Source organism: Azospirillum sp. TSH20 (assembly GCF_003115935.1).
Classification (GTDB): Bacteria; Pseudomonadota; Alphaproteobacteria; order Azospirillales; family Azospirillaceae; genus Azospirillum.
On the sequence record NZ_LGQU01000204.1, the window covers coordinates 1 to 1,670 of the forward strand.

At 59.8% G+C, this 1,670-nt stretch carries 2 protein-coding genes; both read left to right on the forward strand.

Annotated features, from left to right (window positions below; translation table 11 throughout):
* The first annotated feature begins 125 nt into the window (after positions 1-125).
* Positions 126-1,316, forward strand: a complete 1,191-nt coding sequence (locus tag TSH20_RS35185) for a tyrosine-type recombinase/integrase (protein ID WP_109157741.1) — start codon at positions 126-128, stop codon at positions 1,314-1,316.
* On the forward strand, positions 1,307-1,670 hold a 364-nt coding region (locus TSH20_RS35500), incomplete at its 3' end, for a hypothetical protein (RefSeq protein WP_211100367.1). The genes TSH20_RS35185 and TSH20_RS35500, both read left to right, overlap by 10 nt.

Below are 1,670 nucleotides of genomic sequence, written 5' to 3' on the forward strand. Positions count from 1 at the left end.
ATTATGGAAATACCTGTAGGAGGATTGCTCATGTCAGGAACGTCAAGAACCTAGCCACTCTGCGTGTTTGAGCCGCGTTGCTGACAGGCTTACCATAAGGTTGTCAACAACGTGTCAGGTGCATCATGCACCTCCAGCGCATCGTGATGCCTTCGGGCCTGGTCAGTTGGACGGCTTTCGACGATCACGGCGCGGCCGTTCCGGAGATCCGCGACTTCGTGCTGTTCCTGGAGGCGCGCCGCTACGCGCCCAGCACCATCCGGCACTACGTCCATCATGCCGTGAAGTTGGGAAACCATCTCGGAGCTTTGGGTAAGAGCTTCGCGCAGTTGACAGCTCCGGAGTTCGACCGTTTCCTTATGACAGCGGTCCGATACGATAGCCATCAGGCTACCGCTCACGCTGGAACCGTGCCGCTGCACTGGGAACACCGCACCGGCTCCGCCAGTCTGCACAACCAAGTCCTGTTTTCTATCAAGGGCTTCTATCAGTTCTTGGACCAGCGGCAGAGTTCGACGATCTTCGCCGAGGTGAAACGCCACCGAGCCTACGATGCCTTGGACAGCTACCGGCCATTTCTGGACCATATTTCCGGCCGCAAGGCGCAACGCCGGTCGGAGCGCCGGGCCGACCGGACCGTCAAGGCTGCCGCCGCCAAACGAGTGGCTGATGCCCGGCTGCGGCCCGAGCAGGTCTTACGGATTATCGAGGCAGCTGCTCTGGCCCGCGATGCCTTCCTGGTGGTGCTGCTTTACACGACTGGCATGCGGATCGGAGAGGCGCGTGGACTCCACCACGAGGATATCCGGCTCGACGAAAATGTCATCTGGGTGACGCCACGGACCCTTGAAAACGGCGCCCGGGTCAAGAATGGCAAGTCCCGGCCCATCCCGGTACCCGACTTCATCCTGCGGCTGTACGAGGATTACCTGGCCAGCGACGAGTATCTGCCGGCGTTCGAGACGGGTAGCGACTTCGTGTTCTGCAACGTTCAGGGTGGGCGGATCGGCCGTGGCCTCACCGAGGCGAACGCCTACGACATTCAGAACCGCCTTATCCGCAAATCGGCCGTACCATTCACTTGGCACATGTTCCGGCATTCACATGCCAGCGAAGCCATCGCCCAGGGGTACAGCCTGCTCGACGTCGCCGATCGCCTCGGGCACGCCAGTCCGCAAACGACGAACGACATCTACAAGCACCTGTTCAACGCCGAGTATCGCAAGCTTTACCTGCGCAGCCATGAGGAGTTGGCAGACAAGCTGGATCCCCTTCGGCGCCGAGCGCTGACCGAAGGAGCAGTCAAATGGCTCTGACCGCAGTTCACGTTAATCCGCCGGCCGACGCCTACCTCGGCGGTTTGCGGGCTGTGATCGCTTCCATCTCCCCTACTCTCCTCGACCGGGATCGCTGGGGGTTCCAGACACTAAAAGAGGTTTATGGCATCGACGAGACATCACACCTTTATAGTAGAAGCGCCTCAGGGGCAGAGGGGATTTTCATCCGGCCGAGCGCAGATCAAATCTCATCCGACGTTTTTCTGCGTGGAATTGGTTATGATTTCACCATCGTTCCCGAACCCTTTCGGACCGAACTGAAGGCTTTCTTTGCTTGGCGACTAGCCCGGCCCCAGCATCGTTCCCGTGATCCACACTGCCGTACGGTTCGGC

Bases quoted from the DNA above. Each gene is read 5' to 3' on its own strand.
- TSH20_RS35185 (WP_109157741.1), top strand. From the start codon at position 126: ATGCACCTCCAGCGCATCGTGATGCCTTCGGGCCTGGTCAGTTGGACG.